Annotated in this window: 17 protein-coding genes; all 17 read left to right on the forward strand. The window is 26.7% G+C overall.

What is annotated here, in order from left to right; translation table 11 throughout:
* Positions 1 to 114: 114 nt before the first annotated feature.
* Positions 115 to 1,215 carry an ABC transporter ATP-binding protein gene (locus tag AYC59_RS04040; protein WP_066895461.1) on the forward strand — a complete coding sequence of 367 codons (1,101 nt, stop codon included), beginning with the start codon at positions 115 to 117 and terminating at the stop codon, positions 1,213 to 1,215.
* Positions 1,216 to 1,327: 112 nt separating this feature from the next.
* Positions 1,328 to 3,121: an oligoendopeptidase F gene (gene pepF, locus AYC59_RS04045; protein ID WP_066895463.1), complete on the forward strand. Its 1,794-nt coding sequence runs from the start codon at positions 1,328 to 1,330 to the stop codon at positions 3,119 to 3,121.
* A gap of 111 nt (positions 3,122 to 3,232) precedes the next feature.
* Positions 3,233 to 3,658: a Fe-S cluster assembly sulfur transfer protein SufU gene (gene sufU, locus AYC59_RS04050; protein WP_066895465.1), complete on the forward strand. Its 426-nt coding sequence runs from the start codon at positions 3,233 to 3,235 to the stop codon at positions 3,656 to 3,658.
* An 8-nt stretch (positions 3,659 to 3,666) separates the two neighbouring features.
* A complete protein-coding gene (locus AYC59_RS04055) occupies positions 3,667 to 4,347 on the forward strand; it encodes a dTMP kinase (protein WP_066895468.1) in 681 nt (226 codons plus the stop codon).
* A complete protein-coding gene (gene hisS / locus AYC59_RS04060) occupies positions 4,337 to 5,575 on the forward strand; it encodes a histidine--tRNA ligase (RefSeq protein WP_066895470.1) in 1,239 nt (412 codons plus the stop codon). Before AYC59_RS04055 ends, hisS begins: the two co-directional genes overlap by 11 nt.
* On the forward strand, positions 5,575 to 7,341 hold the full coding sequence (gene aspS / locus AYC59_RS04065) for an aspartate--tRNA ligase (RefSeq protein ID WP_066895472.1): 1,767 nt from the start codon (positions 5,575 to 5,577) through the stop codon (positions 7,339 to 7,341). Before hisS ends, aspS begins: the two co-directional genes overlap by 1 nt.
* A 360-nt stretch (positions 7,342 to 7,701) precedes the next feature.
* On the forward strand, positions 7,702 to 9,510 hold the full coding sequence (mutL, locus tag AYC59_RS04070) for a DNA mismatch repair endonuclease MutL (protein ID WP_066895474.1): 1,809 nt from the start codon (positions 7,702 to 7,704) through the stop codon (positions 9,508 to 9,510).
* Between the two features lie 60 nt (positions 9,511 to 9,570).
* Positions 9,571 to 10,035: a 23S rRNA (pseudouridine(1915)-N(3))-methyltransferase RlmH gene (locus tag AYC59_RS04075; protein ID WP_066895475.1), complete on the forward strand. Its 465-nt coding sequence runs from the start codon at positions 9,571 to 9,573 to the stop codon at positions 10,033 to 10,035.
* A gap of 8 nt (positions 10,036 to 10,043) precedes the next feature.
* A complete protein-coding gene (locus tag AYC59_RS04080) occupies positions 10,044 to 10,478 on the forward strand; it encodes a hypothetical protein (protein WP_066895477.1) in 435 nt (144 codons plus the stop codon).
* Positions 10,478 to 10,831, forward strand: a complete 354-nt coding sequence (locus tag AYC59_RS04085) for a DUF1934 family protein (protein WP_066895479.1) — start codon at positions 10,478 to 10,480, stop codon at positions 10,829 to 10,831. The genes AYC59_RS04080 and AYC59_RS04085 overlap by 1 nt, the downstream gene beginning before the upstream one ends.
* Positions 10,832 to 10,845: 14 nt before the next feature.
* A complete protein-coding gene (gene lysS / locus AYC59_RS04090; protein WP_066895481.1) occupies positions 10,846 to 12,336 on the forward strand; it encodes a lysine--tRNA ligase in 1,491 nt (496 codons plus the stop codon).
* 242 nt (positions 12,337 to 12,578) lie between these two features.
* Positions 12,579 to 14,771 carry a polyribonucleotide nucleotidyltransferase gene (gene pnp / locus AYC59_RS04095; RefSeq protein ID WP_066895483.1) on the forward strand — a complete coding sequence of 731 codons (2,193 nt, stop codon included), beginning with the start codon at positions 12,579 to 12,581 and terminating at the stop codon, positions 14,769 to 14,771.
* Positions 14,764 to 15,360, forward strand: a complete 597-nt coding sequence (gene pgsA, locus AYC59_RS04100) for a CDP-diacylglycerol--glycerol-3-phosphate 3-phosphatidyltransferase (protein ID WP_066895485.1) — start codon at positions 14,764 to 14,766, stop codon at positions 15,358 to 15,360. The genes pnp and pgsA overlap by 8 nt, the downstream gene beginning before the upstream one ends.
* Positions 15,361 to 15,366: 6 nt before the next feature.
* Positions 15,367 to 17,979, forward strand: coding sequence for a cation-translocating P-type ATPase (locus AYC59_RS04105; RefSeq protein WP_066895487.1), 2,613 nt, complete (start codon positions 15,367 to 15,369; stop codon positions 17,977 to 17,979).
* Positions 17,980 to 17,993: 14 nt separating this feature from the next.
* Positions 17,994 to 18,911, forward strand: a complete 918-nt coding sequence (locus AYC59_RS04110) for a tetratricopeptide repeat protein (RefSeq protein ID WP_066895490.1) — start codon at positions 17,994 to 17,996, stop codon at positions 18,909 to 18,911.
* Between the two features lie 7 nt (positions 18,912 to 18,918).
* Positions 18,919 to 19,764, forward strand: coding sequence for a D-alanyl-D-alanine carboxypeptidase family protein (locus AYC59_RS04115; protein ID WP_066895492.1), 846 nt, complete (start codon positions 18,919 to 18,921; stop codon positions 19,762 to 19,764).
* Positions 19,764 to 20,627 (forward strand): prolipoprotein diacylglyceryl transferase, encoded by an 864-nt coding sequence (gene lgt, locus AYC59_RS04120; RefSeq protein ID WP_066895494.1) that lies wholly within the window; start codon positions 19,764 to 19,766, stop codon positions 20,625 to 20,627. Before AYC59_RS04115 ends, lgt begins: the two co-directional genes overlap by 1 nt.
* Positions 20,628 to 20,698 lie beyond the last annotated feature (71 nt).

Here is a 20,698-nt window from a genome sequence, read left to right on the forward strand (position 1 = left end):
AATATATTTTAAAAATTAAAAAATGAAAAAAATTTTCAAAATTAATTTGACTTTTTAAATTTTCGAGGTATACTTATCTTGAAGGATGAAATATTTGATTATAGGAGAGTAGAGATGGCAGAAGTAATATTAAAAGGGGTAGAAAAAGAGTATCCAAATGGATTCAAAGCAGTACATGGGATAGATTTAGAAATAAAAGACGGAGAATTCATGGTATTTGTAGGGCCATCAGGATGTGCAAAATCAACAACATTAAGAATGATAGCAGGACTAGAAGAAATAACAGGAGGAGAAGTATACATAGGAGATCAACTAGTAAATGATGTACCACCAAAAGATAGAGGAATAGCAATGGTATTCCAAAACTATGCACTATATCCACATATGACAGTATATGAAAATATGGCATTTGGATTAAAATTAAAGAAGACACCGAAAGAAGAAATAGATAGAAGAGTAAAAGATGCAGCAGCAAAGTTAGAAATAACAGAGTTATTAGATAGAAAACCAAAAGAAATGTCAGGAGGACAAAGACAAAGGGTAGCATTAGGACGTGCTATAGTAAGAGAACCAAAAGTATTCTTATTTGATGAACCATTATCAAACTTAGATGCAAAACTAAGAGTATCAATGCGTGTAAGAATAACACAATTACATAAAGAGTTAAAGACAACAATGATATATGTAACACATGATCAAGTAGAAGCAATGACAATGGGAGATAGAATAACAGTATTAAAATTAGGAAGAATAATGCAAGTAGATACACCATTAAACTTATATCATAAACCAGCAAATAAATTTGTTGCAGGATTTATAGGGTCACCAACAATGAACTTATTAGAAGCAACATTGGTGGAAAAAGAAGGAAAGGTATATGTAGATATAGATGGATCACAAGTGGAGCTAGCATCAAATAAGGCAGAAAAGGTAAGAGGGTATATAGGAAAGAGAGTAATATTTGGAATAAGACCAGAAAATATAGTGACAACAAAAGAAGAAAGTTCATATAGTGTAGAAGGGGATATATCAGTAGTAGAACAAATGGGAAATGAAGAATATATATACTTTATGTTAAATGGAAATCAAATGACAGCAAGAATGAATGTAGATGGAATAAGTGATACAAATAAACAAGGAAGAGAAAGATTTTACTTTGACACATCACGTTCACACATATTTGATATAGAAACTGAAGAAAATATCAGTTTATAATTTAGTTGTTTCTTTCTTTAATTTATAATTTTTTGGTAGTAGATTAATGCTAGTCTACTACCTTTTTTTTATTAATTGTGATATAATGAAATAAAAACGAAAGAGGTATAAAATGTCAGAAATATTAAAAAGAAGTCAAGTTGATCCTAAAATGACTTGGGATCTAACAACTATATTTAAAAATGATGAAGCTTGGGAAAAAGAATTAGATTTAATAACTAAAGATTTAGAACAAATAACTAAATATGAAAATACTATGCTTGATAGTAAAGAAAATATTAAAACTGTACTTAAATTTGAAGAAGAATTAGGTAACAGAGTTGCAAGAATATATACTTATGCACATTTAAAAAATGATGAAGATACAACAAATTCTAAATATCAAGAGTATAATTCAAAAGCAGTTGCTCTATATACAGATTTTGAAACTAAAACAGTATTTGTTTCTTTATCATTACTTGAATTAACAGAAGAACAAGTTAAGGAATATTTTGCTGATCCAGAACTTAAAATATTTGAATTCTTTATGGAAAAATTAATAAAAAGTAAAGAACATGTTTTAAGTAAAAAAGAAGAAGAAATTATAGCTAATATGGGACATATTATGCAAACTCCTTCAAAAACGTTCTCAATGTTAAATAATGCAGACATTAAATTTAATGATGTGGTAGATTCTAAAGGTGAAGTATTACCTATGAATCATTCAAGATATCAAGTGTATATGGAATCAAATGATAGAGTTTTAAGAGAAAATGCATATAATAGTATGTATGAGGCTTATAAAAATTTAAAAAATACATTTGCAGCAACTTTAGAAGGTGTAGTTTTAAATCATATGGTAACAGCTAAATTAAAAAAATATACATCATCAAGAAATGCTGCCTTAACACATAACTATATTGATGAGAAGGTTTATGATGCTTTAATTCATGCAGTAAATGATAAATTACCATTATTACATCAATATATAGAATTAAGAAAGAAACTTCTTAAGGTTGATGAAATACATATGTATGACTTACATACTAATCTTGTTGATAATGTAGATCTTAAATTTACTTTTGAAGAAGCAAAAGAAATAATTCTTGAAGCAATTTCTGTATTAGGTGAAGAATATGTTGGAATAGTTAAAAGAGCCTTTGATGAAAGATGGATAGATTATGCTGAAAATGAAGGTAAGAGAAGTGGAGCATATTCTAGTGGTAGTTATACAACTAATCCATTTATATTAATAAGTTGGAAAGGAACTATAGATAATTTATTTACTTTAATACATGAATTAGGACATAGTTTACATAGTTATTATACAAGAAACTTCCAACCTGCAGTTTATGGATATTACACAATATTCTTAGCAGAAGTTGCAAGTATAACAAATGAAGTTTTATTAAATAATTATTTAATGAATAAATATAAAGATAATAAAGAGGTTAAAGCTTATCTTTTAAATAATAATTTAGATAGTATAAGAGGAACTTTATTTAGACAAACTCAATTTGCTGAATTTGAATATGAAATGCATAAATCTCTTGAAGAAGGTAAACCTTTAACAGCAGATTATTTAACTAAGTTATATGGTGAAATAAATGAGAAATATTATGGTAAGAGTGTGACTTATGATGATAATATACCTTATGAATGGTCAAGAATACCACACTTCTATTACAACTTCTATGTATATCAATATGCTACAGGAATATCTGCAGCATATGCATTTGCACATAGAATATTAACTATGGGTGAAGAAGCTGTAGAGTTGTATAAAGGATATTTAAAAGCAGGAGCTAGTAAATATCCGTTAGATGTATTAAAAGAAGCTGGTGTTGATATGAGTACAAATGACCCAGTATATTCATGTCTTGCGATATTTGAAGAAAATTTAAAAGAATTTGAAAAATTAATATAATGAAAGGGATTCCGTAAGGAATTCTTTTTATTTAACATCTATTTTTTCTTTATTTTTTACCACTATCGTGATATAATAAAATGATAAAAAATGTAAAAAATGGAGATAAATATGAATTTAGAAAAACTTTATCAACAAACTATATTAGAATATAATCGGAGTGACTTAAAAAAAGAAATAGATGATCCTACAGATGTTGAAAGAGGACATAATCCTAGTTGTGGAGATGATTTAAGTTTAGTTCTTAAGATTGATGGTAATAAGATTGTTGATGCATCATTTTTAGGTAATGGTTGTGCTATATCTACTGCATCATCAGCTATGCTTGTAGAGTTAATAAAAGATAAAGATGTAGATTTTGCTAAAAAGTTAGTTACTGCATTTTTTAAAATGATGAAAAGTGAAAGTTTAACTGAAGATGAAAGAAATATTTTAGGAAATGCTGAAATTTTAGAAATAACAAAAGATATGCCTGCAAGAATAAAGTGTTCTACACTAAGTTGGCATAGCCTTAAAGTAATTTTAGAAAAATATTGAGGTAGAATATGAGTAAATTGATAATAATAGAAGGTACTGATAGTAGTGGTAAACAAACACAAAGTCAAAAGCTTTATGAAAGATTAGTACATGATAATTTAAAAGTTAAAAAAATAAGTTTTCCAGATTATGATTCAGATTCATCTAGTCTTGTTAAGATGTATTTAAATGGTGATTTTGGTAAAAAACCAGAAGACGTAAATCCATATACTGCATCAAGTTTTTATGGTGTAGATAGATTTGCTTCATATAAAATGAAATGGGAAAAAGAATATAAAGAGGGTTATTATATAATAAGTGATAGATATACTACTTCTAATATGGTCCATCAATGTTCAAAAATATCTGATAGTAAGGATAAAAATGATTTTTTAACTTGGCTTGAAGATTTTGAATATAATAAACTAGAGTTACCTAAACCTAATATGGTTATATTTCTAAATGTACCTATAGATTATACTGTTAATTTAATGAAAAATAGGGAAAATAAAATAACCGGAGAAGAAAAAAAAGATATACATGAAAGTAATGTACAGTATTTAAAGAATTCATACTATAATGCTCTTGAAATAGCTAAAAATAAAGGGTGGATAATAGTAGACTGTGTTGAAAATAATGAGATGAAAACTATAGATGAAATACATGAATTAATATATTCTAAAATTAAGGAGGAATTTAATGAAGTTTGATACTTTAAAAGGAATGAAAGACACATATTTTGATGATATGGCAAAATATGAATATATAATTAATACGGCTAAAGAGATTTTTTCTAAATATAGTTATGATAGAGTTATGACTCCTATACTTGAAGAAACAAGTCTTTTTAAAAGAGCTGTAGGTGATGAAACAGATGTTGTTTCAAAAGAAATGTATACATTTATAGATAAGGGTGATAGAAGTGTAACTTTAAGACCTGAAGGTACAGCTGGTGTTGTAAGAGCATATTTAAATGCAGGATTACATAAATCAAATCCCAATGTTAAATGGTACTATTATGGACCTATGTATAGATATGAAGCACCTCAAAAAGGTAGATATAGAGAATTTCATCAAGTTGGTATAGAAAGTTTGGGTATAAGAACACCTTTAATTGATGCAGAAATTATAAAAATGGCTTGTGAATTTCTTGAAAAATTAGGAATTAATGATTTAGTTGTTGAAGTTAATTCTTTAGGAAATATAGATTCAAGATTTAGATATATAGAAGAATTAAAAAAATATCTTAAAGTTAATTTTGATGGATTAAGTAATGATTCTAAAATAAGAAGTGATAAAAATCCATTAAGAGTATTAGATTCTAAAGATGAAAATGATCAAAAAATATTATTAAATGCTCCAATGTTGCATGATTTCTTTGATGAAGAAAGTAACAAATATTTTGAAGATTTAAAATATTATTTAGAAAAATTTGAAATAAATTATGTAGTTAATCAGAAACTTGTAAGAGGTTTAGACTATTATTCAGATACAGTATTTGAAGTTAAATCTTCAAAATTAGGAGCACAATCTACTGTTCTTGCTGGGGGAAGATATGATAGATTAACAGAAATATTAGCTGATGTTAAAATACCAGGAATAGGATTTGCTGCAGGTATAGAAAGATTATCTTTACTTATTGATGATGAATTAATTAAAAAAGAGAATAAAAAAATATTTGTTATATATTTTGAAGAAACTAAAGACTATTTTATCAATACACTTAATACTTTAAGAAAACATAATATCAATGTTGAATTTGAATATGCACCTAAAGGATTTGGAACACAAATGAAAAAAGCAAATAAGATAGATGCTAAATATGTATTGATTTTAGGTGAAGATGAAATGAAAAACAATAAGCTATCTATTAAGAATTTTGAAGATGGTAGTCAAGAAATATTAACAATTGATGAAGTTATAGAAAGGATAAAATAATGTATAGAACGCATAAACTTAATGAATTAAGAATTTCAAATGTAGGAAATACCGTTAAAGTATCAGGATGGGTTGATAAAGTACGTGATTTAGGTCATTTTGTATTTATAGATTTAAGAGATAGATATGGTATAACACAAATATTGGTAAATGAAAATTCGCCAAAAGAAGTATTAGAAAAAGCTAAAAAATTAAAAAATGAATATGTAATTGAAGTTAATGGTACAGTATCAGAAAGAAGTAGTAAAAATCCTAATTTAGAAACAGGGGATATAGAAGTTTTAGCTTTAGATATTAACGTTTTATCTGAATCTAAACCATTACCATTTGAAATTTCAGAAAATAATTTAAATGAAAATATTAGATTAACTTATAGATATTTAGATTTAAGAAGAAAAAGAATGTTAAATAATATTAAAAAAAGAAATGATATGCTATTTTCTATAAGAGAATTTATGAATAATGAAGGATTTTTAGATATAGATACTCCTATACTTGGTAAGGCTACTCCTGAAGGTGCGCGTGACTTTATAGTTCCAAGTAGAATACAAAAAGGAGATTTTTATGCTCTTCCTCAATCTCCACAATTATTTAAACAAACATTGATGGTTGCAGGAATGGATAAGTATTATCAACTTGCAAAATGTTTCAGAGATGAAGATTTAAGAGGAGATAGACAATTTGAGTTTACTCAACTTGATTTAGAAATGTCATTTATACATCAAGAAGATATATTAGAATTAGTTGAAAGATTAGCTAAAAAAGTTTTTAAAGATGTAACTGGTGAAGAAAAAAATGAAAAATTTGAAAGAATAACATATGATTATGCTATGAATAATTATGGTTCAGATAAACCAGATTTAAGATTTGATATGAAAATAAAGAACATATCAGATGTAGTAAATGGGAAAGGCTTTGTAGTATTTGATGAAGCAATTGCAAACGGTGGTAGTGTTAGAGCCTTAGTTTGCGAAGATAAAGAATTTTCAAGAAAGAAAATAAAAGATTTAGAAGATTTTGTTAAGGTTTATTATAAAGCAAAAGGGCTTGCATATATTAAAAAACTTGAAGATGGAAGTATAAATTCACCTATTTCTAAATTCTTTGATGAAGAAACTATGAATAATATAGTAAATTCATTAGAAATGAAAAATGGAGAAATTGCCTTTATACTATCAGATAAAAATAAATTAGTTTTAGATGCCCTAGGAGCTTTAAGATTAAAACTTGGTGATGAATTAGGATTAATTAATAAAGATGAATTTAAATTCTTATGGGTAGTAGATTTCCCTATGTTTGAATATTCTGAAGAAGAAGGTAGATATCTTGCACAACATCATCCATTTACTTCTCTTAAAAAAGAAGATGTTCAGTATCTATATTCAGGTGAACTTGAAAAAATTAAATCAGAATCTTATGATTTAGTTTTAAATGGTTATGAAATAGGTGGAGGATCTATAAGAATACATGATAGCCAGCTTCAATCAAAAGTATTTGATACATTAGGATTATCTAAAGAGGAACAACTTGATAAGTTTGGATTCTTCTTAGAAACACTAAGTTATGGAGTACCACCACATGGAGGGTTAGCTTTTGGTATAGATAGATGGTTAATGGCTATGCTTAAAGAAAATTCTATAAAAGAAGTAATACCATTCCCTAAAACTAATAAGGGTCAAGATTTATTAACAGGAGCACCAGCTGATATAGATAGAGCTCAACTTGAAAATGAATTGAAATTACAAAAAATAAATGAAGATAAATAATGTGTTAAGGATTAATTTCTAATAGAGATTAATCCTTTTTATTTATAAACAAAAAAGGACATAAGTCCTTAGCCAAGATACCGGAGTGATGTGGATTTGGTCGCCTTAAAAAGCACGTGGCAGTCATATATCTAATTATTATAAGATCCGTATAAGCTCTAAGTCAAATCGTGATTTCCTTAAGTATAAAAAGACAGGGACAACCCCAAATATAAAAAGTAAAGCCCAAAAAATATTTATCACTATTCCGTATATCCTCGCACATTTATTATAGCATATTATATATTTTTTTCAAGTCCTTGATAAAAAAATGTAATAAAGGTATACTATAGGTATATATAAATGAAAGTAGGAAACAAAATGGCTAAAATAAAAATATTAGATGAAAGTATTTCAAATATTATAGCTGCAGGAGAAGTAGTTGAAAATCCATCTAGCATGATAAAAGAATTATTAGAAAATTCATTAGATGCAAAGTCAACAAATATAATAATAGAAGTTTTAAATGGAGGAACTTATGTAAAAATATCTGATAATGGTGTAGGTATGGGTAAAGATGATGTTCTTTTAAGTATAGAAAGACATGCAACATCTAAAATATTTAAAAAAGAAGATATTTTTAATTTAAGTACCTATGGATTTAGAGGTGAGGCATTAGCTTCTATTGCATCTGTTTCAAAACTTTCGATTTCAAGTAAACAAGCTGATGATAAAATGGGGACTATATTAAATTCTTATGCAGGAGTTGTTAGAAAATATGAAGATATTTCAAGAAGTAATGGTACAGAAATTGAAATAAGAGATCTTTTCTATAATCTACCAGCAAGAAAAAAGTTTCTTAGAAAAGATTCTACAGAAAATAATAAAATTAAAGATATAGTTTTAAAGGAAGCCTTAGCTAATTCTAATGTTTCAATTACTTTATACATAGATGGTAAACAAAGTTTGAAAACTAGTGGAACTAATATGGAAACTACAATATTTGAACTTTTTGGGAAAAATGTATTAAAAAATCTAACTAAGTTTAAATACGGATATTTGTGTAATGTTGAAATATTGAGATCATCAAAAGAATATATATTTACTTATGTTAATGGGAGATATGTTAAATCAAATGTTATAGAAAGAGCAGTTATTGATGCATATTACACTAAATTAATGAAAGGTAAATATCCTTTTGTTATTATTAACTATAATATTAACCCAAATGAAATAGATGTAAATGTACATCCTTCAAAGAAATTAGTTAAATTTTCTGATGAAAGAATAATATATAATGATATAAAAGGAAGCATTGATGATTTCTTTTATGAATATGATAGAAAAAATTGGCAACCAGTTTTAAAACCTAAATTTGATGACTTTAATAATTTAGATGATATACCTAAGAATCAAGTAAGTCTATTTAAAGATGAAGTAAATACTTTTAAAACTATTGAAGATGAAAGAAAAACAGAAATAGTTGAAGAAAATTCTGTTGAAATTATACCTAGTTATGAAGTTGAGGAAAATCTTAGTGTTAAAGAAAGGTTAATAGCAGAAAGTGATAATGAAGATAATCAGTATATGCAAGGTTTCTTTGAAAAAGGAAATGGTACTAATATTAAATATGATGTTTTAGGTCAAATATTTAATACATATATACTTGTAAATAGAAATGATACACTTGAAATATATGATCAACATATAATACATGAAAGATTACTTTATGAAGAATTAATGGATTCATATAAGAAAAAGGAATTTAGTTCACAGTTATTACTTATGCCAGATATTATGGAGCTTATTCCTCAAGATAAAGATTTAGTTATAACTCATTTAGATGTATTTAATGAATTTGGATTTGAAATAGATGAAATATCAGATAAAAAAATAGCTATACGTGCAGTACCTAATTTTAATTTTAGAGAAAGTATAGAAAATATAATCTATAAAATAATTGAAGATTTGAAAAATAAGGATAAAGTTGGAGATATCAGAGAAAAAATATTAATATCAATGTCATGTAAAGGAGCTATTAAAGCTGGTCAAAAACTTACAATGGATGAAATGCAGAATATGGTTAGAAGATTACATGAAGTTGGAAAATATACTTGTCCTCATGGTAGACCCATAATTACAAAAATAACAAAATATGATTTAGATAAAATGTTTGGTAGAGTAAAATAAATATTCTTGACAATTTCATTTATCTATGTATATAATCATTAATGATTGAGAAGGAATAATATGGTTAAAATTAATATAATTTGTATAGGGAAAATTAAAGAAAAATATATTGAAGAAGGAATAAATGAATTTAAGAAAAGACTTTCAAAATATATAAAACTTAATATAATAGAATTAAAAGAAGAAAATGATGATAATATTAAGGTAAGTATTGAAAGAGAAAGTGGTTACATTTTAGATTCCATATCTAAGAATAAAGGATATAATATTTTGCTAGATCTTAGGGGGAAAAATATATTTAGTCCTGAATTATCAGAAAAAATATTTGGATTAACTTTAACAACAAGTACTATTAATTTAATAATAGGTGGTTCAAATGGAGTAAGTGATAATGTAAGGCAGGAAATGGATTTTTTACTTTGTTTTTCTAAAATGACCTTCCCACATCAATTAATGAGATTGATATTACTAGAACAAATCTATAGAGCTGTATGTATTCATAATAATATAAAGTATCATAAATAGGAGGAAAAATGTATACAATAGAAGATGAATTTGAATATGAAATTGATGGGAGTATTGAATACTTTACATGTATAGCTGAACATACATACTTAGGTGTAGAATACTTAATTTGTGAAAGTGAAGATGGAACAAGAAGAGTTTTCTATTATGATAATGATATGACAGATGAAAAATTAAATTTAATAGATGATGAAGAGGAAGAAGAAACAATTTTAGATAATTATCAAGAAGAGTTATATAAATCAGAAGAAAAATCTTTTGAGTATTGGGAAGATAATGATTACACTTCTGATTATGAAGGATTTGATAATGATACAGACTTAGATGATGAAGAACATTTAGGTGATGATGAAATGGTATTTTTAGATGATTATGAAGAAGATGAAGAATTAGATGAGTTTTTAGATGACTTATTTGATGATGAATTTGAGGATAAAGATTAATGGAAATAGAGTTTTTAAACTTATTAGATAACGAAAGATCTGTTCATAATATAGAATGTTTAATGAAAGAAAATAAATATAAGTTTTCTATAGAAAAAGATGAATATGAAATAAGCATATTTGATAATGAATTACATATATCAAGAATGGGTGAAATATCATATATTAATAAACATAAAAAAGGTAAAATAACAAAATCTAATATGAGTTTAAAAGATATGTCTTTTGATGTATATATAGTAACTACAAAATTAGATATAGATGATAAAAATATAAATTTGATGTATAATATGTATACTGATAGAAATGCTATTAATTTGATTTCAAGTTTTGATATAAAAATTAAATTTTAGGAGAGGAAGAGTTTATGGAAAATAAGGAAACAGTGGTAAATGAAAGCCATGTAATGAAAGAAAAAAGTAAAAAAGTAGAAGAATTAAGACTATCAGGAATAGAGCCTTATGGAAGAAAATTTGATAAGAAACATGAAATATCAGAAATCTTAAAATTTGATGAAAATTCAGATCAAGAATTTCAAACTGCAGGAAGAATAGTTGCATACAGAAGAATGGGTAAAAATGGGTTTGCTCATATTCAAGATTTAACTGGAAAGATACAGTTTTATGCTAAAAAAGATGAACTTGGTGATGAAGGTTATGAGACATATAAAAAATTAGCAACTGGAGATTTTGTTGGAATAAAAGGTCATTTATTTAGAACACAAACAGGAGAATTAACTATAAAAGTTGATGCTATAGAAATATTATCTAAAAATATAAGACCTTTACCAGATAAACATTCAGGTCTTCAAGATATAGAAATGCGTTATAGACAAAGATATGTAGATTTAGTAATGAATCCAGAAGTTTTAGATACTATGAAAAAAAGATTTGAAATAATTAGATATTTTAGAGAATATTTAGAGAAAAAAGGATTTATAGAAGTTGAAACACCAATGCTTCATCCAACACTTGGGGGAGCAAGTGCAAAACCTTTTGCTACACATCATAATGCACTTGATATGGATATGTATTTAAGAATAGCTCCAGAACTATATTTAAAAAGACTACTAGTTGGTGGATTTGAAAAAATATTTGAAATTAATAGAAACTTTAGAAATGAAGGTACATCAGTTAGACATAATCCAGAATTTACTATGATGGAACTATACCAAGCATATGCAGATTTTAATGATATGATGGACATAACTGAAGATTTAGTTTCTGAATTAACTTATCATTTACATGGAACATATAGTATACCTTATGGAGAACATACAGTAAATATGGCAAAACCATGGAGAAGAATAAGTATGAAACAAATAGTTAAAGATACTACAGGATTTGATTTTGATGCTATGAATAGTGATGAAGAAGCTATTTCATTTGCTAAAAAATTAGGTATAGAACTTGAGAAAGATAAAAAATATACTAAATTTGGTATCTTAAACTTATTATTTGAAGAAAAAGTTGAATCAACAATAATTGATCCAACATTTGTTACAGATTATCCAAAAGAAATTTCACCACTTGCTAAAAATAGTGCTGGTGAAACAGAATGGGTAGATAGATTTGAAATATTCATAACAGGTAGAGAATATGGAAATGCTTATTCTGAATTAAATGATCCTAAAGATCAAAAAGAAAGATTTGAAGAACAAGTTAAGGCAAAAGAAGCTGGAGATGATGAAGCATCTGAAATGGATCTTGACTATATCAGAGCTCTTGAATATGGTATGCCACCTGCAGGAGGATTAGGAATAGGTATAGATAGACTTGTAATGTTATTAACAAATTCAGCAAGTATAAGAGATGTAATCTTATTCCCAACTCTTAAAAAAGAAGCACATTTTGAATAAAAATATATTAATAATAAAGGCTATATTCCTTAAATAAAAGGTTTATAGCCTTTAATTTAAAATAAGAAAAAATAAGCTATATATATTTCTTAGAAATAATATATATTCATTGTAAATAAATTTTAAATATGTTAAAATATTAATAAAAGAGTTAGGAGTAAGTAATTTTAAAGTATTTAAGGTTATACTTAAATATTTTAGTGTTATTTGCTCACTCTTTTAAATAAAAATAGGAGGTAAATATGTTTGATAAAAAAATCTATAATTTAAATATAGATGGAAATAACATTAAAATTGAAACAGGAGAAGTTGCAAGACAAGCAGGTGGATCAGTAATGATTTCTTGTGGGGATACTACCCTTTTAGTTACTGCAACAAGAAGTAAAGATGTAAGAGAAGGACAAGATTTTTTTCCTTTAACAGTTGACTATATAGAAAAATTCTATGCAACTGGTAAATTTCCAGGGGGATTTATAAAAAGAGAATCTAAACCTTCAACAGAGGAAATATTAATTTCTAGATTAATAGATAGACCTATAAGACCATTATTCCCAGAAGGGTTCTTTAATGCAGTTCATATAGTTGTAAATGTATTATCATTTGATGGAATACATATGCCAGAAGATTTAGCAACTATAGGGGTATCTTTTGCTTTAGGTCTTTCAGATATACCATTTAGTGGTCCAGTAGCAGGTGTTACAGTTGGATATATAGACGGTAAATATGTCTTAAATCCAACAAAAGAAGAAAGAGAAAATACTAATATTTATTTATCAATAGCTGGAACTAAATCAGCTGTTACTATGGTTGAAGCTGGAGCTAGTGAAGTTAGTGAAGAAGAAATGTTAAATGCTATAATATTTGGACATGAAAAAATACAAGAATTATGTATAGCTCAAGAACAATTCTTAAATGAATTAAACATAGAAAAAATGGAATTTGAAGATAAAAACTATGATGAAAGAGTTACAGAATTTTTAGATAAATACCAAGGAGAATTAAAAGAAGCTATTTTAGTTCCTGGTAAACTTGAAAAATATGAAGCTATAGATTCTTTATGTGAATCATTGCTTTCTACATTTAAAGTAGAAATTGCAAAAGAAATGATGAATAAAGTTAAAAGTGATGAAGAGTTATTAGCTGAATTAATAGGTGAAGCTAAAGTAAAAACTATGGATCAATTAGTTAAAGAATTTAAAGGATACTATCATGATTTAGAAAAGAAAATTGTTAGAGAATTAATAATTTTTGATAAATATAGAGCTGATGGAAGAAAAATTGATGAAATAAGACCATTAAATGCTCAAGTAGATGTTCTTAAAATGCCACATGGATCAGCATTATTTACGCGTGGAGAAACACAAGCTTTAGTTACAGCTACATTAGGTTCTAAAGAAGATGAACAAATTATAGATGGAATGGAAGGAGAATACAACAAAAAATTCTTCTTACACTATAACTTCCCTCCATTTTCAGTAGGGGAAGCAGGATTCATGAGAGCTCCTGGAAGACGTGAACTTGGACATGGAAATCTTGCAGAACGTGCTTTAAAGGCGGTTATGCCTAGTATAGATGATTTTCCTTATACAGTTAGGGTAGTTTCTGAGATTACTGAATCTAATGGTTCTTCATCTCAAGCCTCTATATGTGGTGGATCACTTGCATTAATGGCTGCAGGAGTACCTATAAAATCAACTGTTGCAGGAATTGCAATGGGACTTATTAAAGAAGGAGAAAACTTCACAGTATTAACTGATATTCAAGGACTTGAAGATCATTTAGGGGATATGGACTTTAAAGTAGCTGGAACTCGTTCAGGTATAACAGCTATACAAATGGATATTAAAATAGAAGGTATTACTAAAGAAATTATGGAAATAGCTTTAAAACAAGCACATACAGCAAGACAAGAAATTATTGATGTAATGGAAGCAGTTATACCTACTCATAGAAAAGAATTACATCCTAATGCACCTAAGATTATAAACTTAAAAATAGATCCTAATAAGATAGCAGCTTTAATAGGGCCTGCTGGAAAAGTTATTAAATCTATTATTGAAGAAACTGGTGTAAAAATAGATGTTGAAGATGATGGTCGTGTAGCAATATTTGGATTTGAACAAGAAAAGATGAATAGAGCATATGAACTTGTAAAACAATATACTTTAACTGCTGAACTTAATCAAGTATATAAAGGAAAAGTAGTTAAACTTGCTAAATTCGGAGCATTTGTTGAACTTGTTCCAGGTGTTGAAGGTTTATTACATATTTCTGAAATATCTCATGCTAGAGTTAAACAAGTAGAAGATGTATTAAAAGTTGGAGATATAGTTGATGTTAAAGTTATTGAAGTTCAAGATGATAAATTTAGTTTAAGTATGAAAGCTTTAATTCCAAAAGAAGTTATTGAAAATAAGGAGGAAAGTAATGATTAAATTAGAAAAATTAAATTTACCAAATAAATTAACAGTTTTAAGATTAGTTCTTACACCTGTTTTAATCTTATTTATGACTATGAAATATGAAAATGATATTTTTAACCTACAATATGGTTCAGGAATTTCTTTTTCAGGTTTCCTTTTATACACTATTGTTTTAGGCCTGTTTGTACTTATAGCAGTTACTGATTTTTTAGATGGATATATAGCAAGAAGAGATAATTTAATTACTAATTTTGGAAAACTTATGGATCCTATAGCTGATAAAGTATTTGTATTTTCAGTATGTATGGTTTTGGTTAAATACGATCTACTTTCTTTATGGTTAGTTTTAATATTACTTGCTAGAGAATTTGTAGTAGTTGGAGTTAGAGTTTTAATTATGGAAAATAGTTCAAAAGTAGTTCCTGCAATTAATAGTGCTAAACTTAAAACTTTATTACAAATGTTTGCTTTAACATTTATACTTTTATTTGGATTTGGTAAAGTAATTAATTCTATAGTTATGTTACCAGCAGTTGTATTATCAATTGTATCTATGATGGAGTATTTAAAAATGGCAAGTGAATACTTTTGGAAGGATTAGATTAGAGTGGAATTTAAAAAAAGTTCAGTAGAAGTTTTAAAAGAATTAAATGTAGATAAAAATGGTTTAAGTGAAAATGAAGCAAAGATTAGACTTGAAAAATATGGACAAAATAAATTAGAAGAAGCTAAGAAAAAAACTTTATTTGAAAGATTTATAAATCAACTAAAAGATGTTTTAATATATGTTTTAATAATAGCTTCAGTAATAAATATCATAGCACATTTCCCTGATGGGTTTACAGAAGCAGTTATTATACTTATGGTAGTATTAATAAATGCAGTTGTTGGTGTTATGCAAGAATCTAAAGCAGAAAAAACTTTAGAAGCATTAAAGAAATTATCGTCTCCTCGTGCTATAGTAAGAAGAGAGGGTAAAGTTTATGAGATTGATTCAGAATATTTAGTTCCTGGAGATATAGTAATTATAGATGCTGGAAGATATATACCTGCAGATTTAAGATTAATAAATACTCAAAATTTACAAGTAGAAGAATCAGCATTTACAGGTGAATCTCATGCAGTTTTAAAAGATGCAAATTTCATATCAGAAGAGGATAATATTCCTATGGGAGATAAAATAAACTTAGTTTATTCTTCAACTCTTGCTACATATGGTAGAGGAGAAGGAGTTGTTATTAAAACTGGAATGAATACAGAAATAGGTAAAATTGCAAAGGCTCTAAGTTGTGAAGAAGATGAAGAAACTCCTCTTCAAAAAAAATTAGGAGATCTAGGAAAAACTTTAGGATATATTGCAATAGTAATATGTGTATTAATATTTATATTAGGTGTTATCCAAGGTAGAGCTATAATAGAAATGCTAATAACAGCTGTGTCACTTGCAGTTGCTGCAATTCCAGAAGGTCTTGTTGCTATAGTTGCTATAGTTCTTTCTTCTGGTGTTAGTAGAATGTCAAGAAATAACGCTATAGTAAAAAGATTACCAGCAGTTGAAACTTTAGGTTCTGTTAATGTTATTTGTTCAGATAAAACAGGTACATTAACACAAAATAAAATGACTGTTGTTGAAGAATTTACTTTTGATAATGATTTAGACTTGTTAAGAAGAGGATTACTTTTATGCTCAGATGCAACTTTAACTGTAGGAGATCCAACAGAAATAGCATTAGTTGTACTTGCAGATAATAATGGTATGAACCAAGAAGAATATAGTAAAAAATATAAAAGGGTTAATGAACTTGCATTTGATTCAGATAGAAAATTAATGTCTACATTACATGAAGATAATGGTAAATATGTTTCATATACAAAAGGTGCTATAGATAATATTTTAAATATATGCAAATATGTTAAATTTGGAAATGAAGAAGTTGAAATAAATGAAAAGTATAAGAAAAATATTTTAGACAAAAGTATAGAAATGTCAGATAAAGCTTTAAGAGTTTTAGGACTGGCATATAAAAAGAGTGATACTTTCTTAGAATCTAATGAACTTGAAAATGATTTAGTTTTAGTTGGTATAGTAGGTATGATAGATCCACCACGTGATGAAGTTAAAAAATCTATAGAACTTGCTCATCGTGCAGGTATTAAAGTTGTAATGATAACAGGAGATCATAAGAATACTGCAGTTGCTATAGCTAAGGAATTAAATATAGCAAAAGATATATCAGAAAGTATAACAGGTCCTGAAATAGACAAATTAGGTAAAGAAGAACTATATAAAAATATTGAAAAATATTCAGTTTTTGCAAGAGTTTCTCCAGAACATAAGGTGAGTATTGTAGAAGCACTTAAATTAAAAGAAAATATTGTATCAATGACAGGAGATGGTGTAAATGATGCTCCATCACTTAAGAAAGCTGATATTGGTGTAGCTATGGGAATAACAGGAACAGATGTTTCTAAAGGTGCAGCTGATATGATATTACTTGATGATAATTTTACAACTATAGTTGAAGCAGTTGAAGAAGGTAGAAATATATATAATAATATTAAGAAAACAATAATGTTCTTACTTTCATGTAACTTAGGAGAAGTTATTTCTATATTTGTTGCAACATTATTTGGTTTCCCTATACCTCTTGTTGCTACACAATTATTATGGATTAACTTAGTTACAGATACATTACCAGCTATTTCATTAGGTCTTGATCCTGGAAGTCATGATGTTATGAATGAAAAACCTCGTAGTCAAAATGAAAGTTTCTTTGCAAGAGGAGCAGGAATTAGAGCTTTAATAGCAGGTACTTTAATAGGTATATTTACTTTACTTGCATTTGTTATAGGATTAAGAGAACAAGGAGTAACAAGCATATATGCTATACGTGCACTTAGTGAAAATTCACCAGAACTTTTACATGCAAGAACTATGTCATTTATAGTACTTACAGTTTCTCAATTGTTCTATGCATTTACTATGAGAGTTGAAAATAAGTCTACTTTCAAAATAGGTATATTAAAAAATAAATATTTAAATATGTCGTTTATTATAGGGATAATATTACAAATTATAATAATACAAATACCTCAAATAGCAAATATATTTAAAGTAACTGGATTAAATATAACAGATTGGGATATAGTTATAATTCTAGCGATTATACCATTTATTGTTAATGAATTAATCAAAACATTTATAAAATTTAAAAAATAAAAGTGGGTGAATCTATGAAAAAGATTTTTTCTATTTTTCTTTTATGTTTATTCTTTTCTTGTGGTAATAATGTGGAAAAAATAAGCCCTAAAAGTAATCCAAAAGATGATGACATGGAAATAGAAATAGTTTCTATAGATTCATCCTCTTTGTCTAAAAGGTTAGATAATAGAAATAAGGATTGGAGTTCAATTTTTACTCAATATCAAATAGAAAATTTTAATAAAGAAAATATATCTTTAGATCAAGTTTATCAATTAGAAGAATTAGCAAAAAAAGGAGATGAAGATGCTATTAATTCATTATCCTATGTTTATTATTTGATAAATGATCAATTAAAATTAAAAGAAATATTAGAATTAGGGTTAAAATATAATGTTAAAGAAGCTATATATAACTTAGTTCTTTTAGAGGTAGTTAATTTTAATTATGATAAATCTTTAAAATATTTAGAAAAATTACCTAAGGGATATAAAGAAAAAGAAGTTTTGAGTATTAAGCAAGAAATATATTTGGATCAAGTTTCACATGCCTTGAGAAGAAAAGAATATACAAGTGCTTTAAATAATTTGAAAAAAGCATATTCTTTAGGAATAAAGGACTTAGATTATGAGATATATAAGGTGTACTTAAGGTTAAAAGATAATGAAAATGCTCTTCATTGGTTAAAATTAGCAGCTGATAGAGGAGATAAATCAGTATTAAAAGAACTTGCTAATATGTATTCTAGTTTAGATAAATCAAAACAAGCAATAGAGATATATAATAGTCTTTATGAAAGTGGGGATATAGAGGTTTCTAGAAATCTTTATTATGAATATTTTAAGATACTAGATGCCAAATCAGCTATAAAATGGTATAAGATATCAAGAAATTTAGATTTAGTTGATATTAATCCAGAACTTGAAAATTTAGAAAATTTATATAAATGAGGTTAGTATGAAGAAATTATTTTTTATTATTTTCTTCCCTATATTATCATTTTCTTTCACAAGTAAGGAAATAAATTTATTGAATAATAAGATGTTTGAACTTAAAAAAGATGATTTTAAATATTATGAAAGTATGTATGTAGGGGATGAAAATAATAATGTTTATTATCAATATGATGCAACTGAAGTAAGACCTCTTGCATCTGTTACCAAACTTATGACAGCACTTGTGGTTTTTGATGATATAAATAGTGGTAAATATAGCTTAAATACTAAAATTACAGTAAGCCAAGAAGCATCGAAAGTACCTTATGGGTTTATTATTAAGACAGGTGAAAGCTATACAATAGAAGAATTGTTGAAATTATTACTTATTAATTCGTCTAATTCAGCAGCTTATCAATTAGCTCTGAATTCAACAGGAAATGTAGATACATTTGTTAATAAAATGAATCAAAAAGCTAAAAAATTAAAACTTAGATCATTAAGATACTACACTCCACATGGACTTCCCCCGAGTGATAGTAATAGAAAAATGGATATAGGAAATGCTCGTGATATATATAAGCTTGCATTAGTTGCGTTAAAAAATAAAGAGTTACTTAGAATATGCAATAATGAAAGTGTAAATATAAATGGAAATAAAATTAAATCTACAAATAGTTTGATAGGTAAATATGCAGAAGTTCAAGGTCTTAAAACCGGTTATCATAGTAAAGCTTTGTATAATATAGTTTATTATATGAATTTTGGTAATCAAAAAGTAGTTCAAGTAATTTTAGGTTCAAGAACAACGAATTTTAGAGAAAAAATTGGAATAGAAACAATAAATATAATGAGAGGAATTAATTAATGAAAACATATTTATTTAAAATAGGTACTTTTGAAGTTAGAATTTATTCTTTAATGTATATAATTGCTTTATTTACAGCAATGTTTTTAGCAAAACATGATGAAGTTGCTGAAAAAAGAGGAATGCCTAAGAAAAAAATAGAAGATTTTGCTTACTTTGAAATAGTTAGTGGGTTAATAGGAGCAAGAATATACTATGTTTTACTTAAATGGGATTTTTATAGTCAAAATTTATCAGAAATTATTAAAGTTTGGCATGGAGGTCTTGCTATTCATGGTGGAATAATAGGAGGTATAATAGGAGCATATATATTTTCTAAAGTTAATAAAATAGATTTTTGGGTTTTAACTGATATGGCTGTGGGGCCTTTAATACTTGGACAAGGTTTAGGAAGAATAGGGAATTTTGCTAATGGTGAAGTTCATGGTTTTCCAGTTATAACTCCAATTAGTGTTATACTAAAAGGTAACTTTTCAGAATGGTGGACAAGCTTTAAAGCTATGCCTTTACTTGAACAATTAAATTTCAAAGAATTAGTTCCATGGGGTGTTAGTTTTCCATTGGATACTCCTGCTGGAAGTGAATTTCCTAATATTAAATTACACCCAGCAATGCTATATGAAATGGTACTTAATTTTATAGCCTTTTATATCATTTGGTTTATATTTAGAAAAAAAGAATATAATCGTGGTGTTTTAAGTATGATATATATAATATCATATGGAATAATTAGAATTATTGTTTCTACATTTAGAGCAGAAGATTTACTTGTATTTGGAATAAGAATGCCATATATAATAAGTGGGATTATGATAATAGTAGGTATTTGTGGTATATTAGTATTAAATAAAAATAAAAATTAAACTTATTTAAGATAATTTTGGAATTAATTTCAGAGTTATCTTTTTTTCTTGCGCTTTATATTGAAAAAAAG

The sequence above is a fragment of the Pseudostreptobacillus hongkongensis genome (assembly GCF_001559795.1).
Classification (GTDB): domain Bacteria; phylum Fusobacteriota; class Fusobacteriia; order Fusobacteriales; family Leptotrichiaceae; genus Pseudostreptobacillus; species Pseudostreptobacillus hongkongensis.

Excerpts from the sequence above, each read along its gene's own strand:
- lysS (WP_066895481.1), top strand. The coding sequence starts at position 10,846 with ATGGAAAATAAGGAAACAGTGGTAAATGAAAGCCATGTAATGAAAGAA.
- pnp (WP_066895483.1), top strand. The coding sequence starts at position 12,579 with ATGTTTGATAAAAAAATCTATAATTTAAATATAGATGGAAATAACATT.
- AYC59_RS04075 (WP_066895475.1), top strand. The coding sequence starts at position 9,571 with ATGGTTAAAATTAATATAATTTGTATAGGGAAAATTAAAGAAAAATAT.
- AYC59_RS04110 (WP_066895490.1), top strand. The coding sequence starts at position 17,994 with ATGAAAAAGATTTTTTCTATTTTTCTTTTATGTTTATTCTTTTCTTGT.
- sufU (WP_066895465.1), top strand. The coding sequence starts at position 3,233 with ATGAATTTAGAAAAACTTTATCAACAAACTATATTAGAATATAATCGG.
- AYC59_RS04055 (WP_066895468.1), top strand. The coding sequence starts at position 3,667 with ATGAGTAAATTGATAATAATAGAAGGTACTGATAGTAGTGGTAAACAA.
- AYC59_RS04085 (WP_066895479.1), top strand. The coding sequence starts at position 10,478 with ATGGAAATAGAGTTTTTAAACTTATTAGATAACGAAAGATCTGTTCAT.
- AYC59_RS04115 (WP_066895492.1), top strand. The coding sequence starts at position 18,919 with ATGAAGAAATTATTTTTTATTATTTTCTTCCCTATATTATCATTTTCT.
- pgsA (WP_066895485.1), top strand. The coding sequence starts at position 14,764 with ATGATTAAATTAGAAAAATTAAATTTACCAAATAAATTAACAGTTTTA.
- AYC59_RS04040 (WP_066895461.1), top strand. The coding sequence starts at position 115 with ATGGCAGAAGTAATATTAAAAGGGGTAGAAAAAGAGTATCCAAATGGA.
- aspS (WP_066895472.1), top strand. The coding sequence starts at position 5,575 with ATGTATAGAACGCATAAACTTAATGAATTAAGAATTTCAAATGTAGGA.
- hisS (WP_066895470.1), top strand. The coding sequence starts at position 4,337 with ATGAAGTTTGATACTTTAAAAGGAATGAAAGACACATATTTTGATGAT.
- pepF (WP_066895463.1), top strand. The coding sequence starts at position 1,328 with ATGTCAGAAATATTAAAAAGAAGTCAAGTTGATCCTAAAATGACTTGG.
- mutL (WP_066895474.1), top strand. The coding sequence starts at position 7,702 with ATGGCTAAAATAAAAATATTAGATGAAAGTATTTCAAATATTATAGCT.
- lgt (WP_066895494.1), top strand. The coding sequence starts at position 19,764 with ATGAAAACATATTTATTTAAAATAGGTACTTTTGAAGTTAGAATTTAT.
- AYC59_RS04080 (WP_066895477.1), top strand. The coding sequence starts at position 10,044 with ATGTATACAATAGAAGATGAATTTGAATATGAAATTGATGGGAGTATT.